This is a genomic window from Rhodoferax sp. (genome assembly GCF_011391645.1).
Taxonomy (GTDB): domain Bacteria; phylum Pseudomonadota; class Gammaproteobacteria; order Burkholderiales; family Burkholderiaceae_C; genus Rhodoferax.
On record NZ_JAABQC010000146.1, the window covers coordinates 1 to 4,071 of the forward strand.

Here is a 4,071-nt window from a genome sequence, read left to right on the forward strand (position 1 = left end):
CGCTGGCGCACGATCTGGGCCACACACCGTTTGGCCACGCCGGGCAAAACACGCTCAACGCCTGCATGGCCGACTTTGGCGGCTTTGAGCACAACCTGCAAAGCCTGCGCGTGGTCGACCATCTGGAAGAGCGCTACCCCGAGTTTGACGGCCTGAATCTGACGTTCGAGACCCGCGAGGGCATCCTCAAGCACTGCTCGCGCCACCATGCCGAGCAGCTTGAAAGCGCCGAGCCGAATGGGGTGGGGCGGAGGTTTTTGGAGCGCACCCAGCCCAGCCTGGAGGCCCAGTTATGCAACCTGGCCGACGAGATTGCCTACAACGCCCATGACATCGACGACGGTGTGCGCTCGGGCCTGGTCACACTGGAGCAATTGCAGCAGGTGGCGCTGTTTGATGATTTCAGGCGGCAAACACTGGCCGAGTTTCCGCAGTTACAAAACGCCTCCCAAGGCCGGCGCCTGCTGTACGAGTCGATTCGCCGCATGCTGAGCGCCCAGGTGTATGACGTGATCACTGCCACGCAGGCGGCACTGCAAACGGCTGCGCCGGGGAGTGTGGACGCCGTTCGCCAACTGCCCCCCTTGATTCAGTTCAGCGCCGGCATGCGTGAGAAATCGCAATCGCTCAAGCGCTTTCTGCTGAAGCAACTCTATCGCCACCCGCAAGTTCTGCAAACCACCGGGCAGGCGCAGCAGGTGGTGCGCGAGCTGTTTGACAACTACCTGGCCCAGCCCGGCAATATGCCTGACAGCCACCGCCGCCGGCTGGCCGCCGCCCAGGCTGCCGAGCCGGTGCCGGCGCGCGCCTTGCCGCGCCTTGTTGCGGACTACATTGCCGGCATGACCGACCGCTTTGCGCTGCGCGAGCATGAGCGCCTGACCGGCTTGCGCCTGCTCAACTGAAAGCACACCATGACGCCTGATGACCTTGTGATTGCCGACACCCGGGCCTGGCTGGAGCGCGCCGTGATCGGCCTGAACCTGTGCCCGTTTGCCAAAAGTGTGCACGTCAAGGGGCAGGTGCATTACGCGGTGAGCCGTGCCACCACCTGGCAAGACTTGTTGCAAGACCTGATCACCGAGCTAAAAAATTTGGTCGCCACCGACGCCAAGCTGCGCGACACCACGCTGTTGATCGCGCCCGATTGCCTGCCGGACTTTCGGGATTACAACGACTTTCTGTTTGACGCAGACCGGGCGCTGGACGACCTGGAGCTTGACGGTGTGCTGCAAATTGCGTCGCTGCACCCGCGCTACCAGTTTGCCGGCACGCGTGAGGACGACATCACCAACTTCACCAACCGCTCGCCTTACCCCACGCTGCATTTGCTGCGCGAAGACAGCATCGACCGCGCCGTGGCGGCTTTTCCCAACCCCGAGTCGATTTTTGAGGTCAACATGCAAACCATGGAGCAGCTGGGGCCCGATGGCTGGGCGGCACTCAAGGTGGATCGCACCGTGCCGCCCGTGGCATCATCACCCCATGACACACCGAAAACCTGACAACACCCAGCGCAGCAAGCCCGGCGCCGGTTTGCCGCCCACTTTGGCCGACGATATTCGTCCCGGGCAATCCATCGAGTTGCTCAAAGAGCTGCACATCCTGACCCGCGACGGCAAGCTCAACCAAGACTCGCGGCGCAAGCTCAAGCAGGTGTACCACCTGTACCAGTTCATCGAAAAGCTGCTGCTGGAGCTTGACAACTCCCCGGCCGGCATCACCCTGGCCGACCACGGCGCGGGCAAGTCTTACCTGGGTTTTATTTTGTACGACCTGTTTTTCAAGCAGCAGGCGCAGGGGCACATCTACGGCATAGAGACGCGCCCGGAGCTGGTGCAAAAGTCCCGCGAACTGGCGCAGCGGCTGGGCTTTGAGCGCATGTCGTTCCTGAACCTGACGGTGGCCGAATCAGCCCAGTCGGAGCAATTGCCAGCGCGCATCGACATGGTCACCGCACTGCACGCCTGCGACACCGCCACCGACGACGCCATTGCCTTTGGCCTGCAAAAGCAGGCGCGCTTCATGGTGCTGGTGCCGTGCTGCCAGGCCGAAGTGGCGCGCGTGCTGAGCCAGCACAAGGCGCTGTCGCTGTCACGCACACCGCTGTCGGAGCTGTGGCGCCACCCCCTGCACACGCGCGAAATGGGCAGCCAGATCACCAACGTGCTGCGCTGCCTGTACCTGGAAGCCTGCGGCTACCAGGTTACCGTGACCGAACTGGTGGGCTGGGAGCACAGCATGAAAAACGAGCTCATCATCGCCCGCCACACCGGCCAGAAAAAACGCGCGGCAGCCGAGCGCCTGCACGCCCTGTTGCAAGAATTCGGCTTGAACAGCCTGCTGGACACCCGTTTTACGCTGATTTGATCGGGCTTGTGGAGACAGTAGGGCGTCTATATTCCCAATCGCACGGCGTTACATTCCCTGATTTACGTTGATTAACTCCCAATTGCACGGTAACATATGCAACTATGAACGCCCCAGCGCCACTCTATTCACGGCTCATAGCGGCGCGAGTTGCCGAGGCGCTCACAGACACGCCCGTCGTACTGATCGCCGGTCCAAGGCAAGCCGGCAAAACCACGTTGGTGCGTCAAATAGCACACCAAGGGCTACGCTACCTCACGCTGGATGATGAACTGACTCTGCTGGCGGCCAAGGAAGATCCCGTGGGAATGATTCGCAACCTGGATCGGGCCATCATTGATGAAATCCAGCGTGCCCCGCAGCTGCTGCTGGCCATCAAGAAAACTGTTGATGAAGATCGGCGCCCAGGTCGCTTTCTGCTGACCGGGTCGGCCAATTTGTTGACGTTGCCCAGCGTGGCGGATTCACTGGCAGGGCGAATGGAAACCTTAACCCTGCTGCCTCTTTCGCAAAGCGAAATGCATGGCACCACGCGCAACTGGCTGGACAGCGCCTTTACCGGGGTTCTCCCAAAAGTGGCTACCCCAGTCGTGGGTGAAGCGCTTGTCGACGCGGTGTTGCGCGGCGGTTATCCGGAAGCGGTCTCACGCGCCACCCCGCGCCGACGCACAGCTTGGGCTCGTCAGTACATCGACGCCATCATCCAACGAGATGTCCGCGATGTGGCCGGCGTTGATCGGCTTGACCAACTGCCACGTTTTTTGCAGGCATTGGCACAAGTCGCAGGGCAGATGTGCAACTACACGCAATTGGGTGGCCAGATTGGGCTGGATCACAAGACGGCAGCCCGCTACATTGGTGTTTTTGAGCAGATGTACCTGCTCAAACGAGTCGAGGTTTGGGCCAAAAACCGGCTCAGCCGGGTCGTGAAAACCCCCAAGATACAGTTCATCGATTCAGGCCTGCTGTCTACCCTGATTGATCTAACACCCGCGATAGCCGTACAAGATCGCAGCCGTTTTGGCCATGTGCTGGAGACCTTCGTCTATGGGGAATTGCTCAAGCACGCCACCAGCGCAGATGGTGACTACCAACTGCTCTACTACCGCGATCACGATCAATTCGAAGTCGATGTGGTTGTGGAAAACGCAGGTGGACAATTAGTCGGAGTAGAGATCAAGGCGGCAGCTTCGGTCGGATCAAACGATTTGCGTGGACTCAAACGATTGGCCAGTATGGCCGGAGACCAGTTCAAGCTGGGAGTCATCCTCTACGATGGCACTGAGACCCTGCCGCTCGGCAATCGCATTTGGGCTGCGCCAATTGCTAGCTTGTGGGGGCAGTAAGGGGGCAAATCGCAAAAAATCTGAGACCGTGCGTTATCGTCTGATGGGAATCAAAACGCTCACAACAAATTCTCCGCTCACGGTATCTTTAGGCTGCAAAAATCCAATCAGGAATCCCCCCATTTGGGGGATATGCGACAAACCTGAATGTCCCTAGCATGGACTGCATTGCTTCCAACAAGAGAACGCCATGCAGGGACAACAAGCTCTTTTTCCAGAAAGAATCGCCCGCAATCGGCGAATTTGCGTCGCTCCAGCAAGGTCTGAAACACAGGACGGAATGACCCTGATAGAGCTCATGGTGGTCATCGGCATATTGGGCGTATTGGCAAGTTTGGCCATACCGTCGTTCCAG

At 59.6% G+C, this 4,071-nt stretch carries 5 protein-coding genes; all 5 read left to right on the top strand.

Translation table 11 applies throughout. The features are described from left to right. Positions 1-905, top strand: a 905-nt coding sequence (locus tag GPS82_RS13355; protein ID WP_296495531.1) for a deoxyguanosinetriphosphate triphosphohydrolase, incomplete at its 5' end; no start/stop codon positions are given. A 9-nt stretch (positions 906-914) separates the two neighbouring features. Beyond that, positions 915-1,505: a DUF1415 domain-containing protein gene (locus tag GPS82_RS13360; protein WP_296495533.1), complete on the top strand. Its 591-nt coding sequence runs from the start codon at positions 915-917 to the stop codon at positions 1,503-1,505. Then, positions 1,486-2,370, top strand: a complete 885-nt coding sequence (locus GPS82_RS13365; protein ID WP_296495535.1) for an SAM-dependent methyltransferase — start codon at positions 1,486-1,488, stop codon at positions 2,368-2,370. The genes GPS82_RS13360 and GPS82_RS13365 overlap by 20 nt, the downstream gene beginning before the upstream one ends. Before the next feature lie 104 nt (positions 2,371-2,474). Further along, positions 2,475-3,716, top strand: coding sequence for an ATP-binding protein (locus GPS82_RS13370; protein ID WP_296495537.1), 1,242 nt, complete (start codon positions 2,475-2,477; stop codon positions 3,714-3,716). A 190-nt stretch (positions 3,717-3,906) separates the two neighbouring features. Continuing rightward, positions 3,907-4,071: prepilin-type N-terminal cleavage/methylation domain-containing protein (locus GPS82_RS13765; protein ID WP_363717619.1), on the top strand; the 165-nt coding region annotated here is incomplete at its 3' end.

Coding starts and splice junctions, on each gene's coding strand:
- GPS82_RS13360 (WP_296495533.1), top strand. CDS start 915: ATGACGCCTGATGACCTTGTGATTGCCGACACCCGGGCCTGGCTGGAG.
- GPS82_RS13365 (WP_296495535.1), top strand. CDS start 1,486: ATGACACACCGAAAACCTGACAACACCCAGCGCAGCAAGCCCGGCGCC.
- GPS82_RS13370 (WP_296495537.1), top strand. CDS start 2,475: ATGAACGCCCCAGCGCCACTCTATTCACGGCTCATAGCGGCGCGAGTT.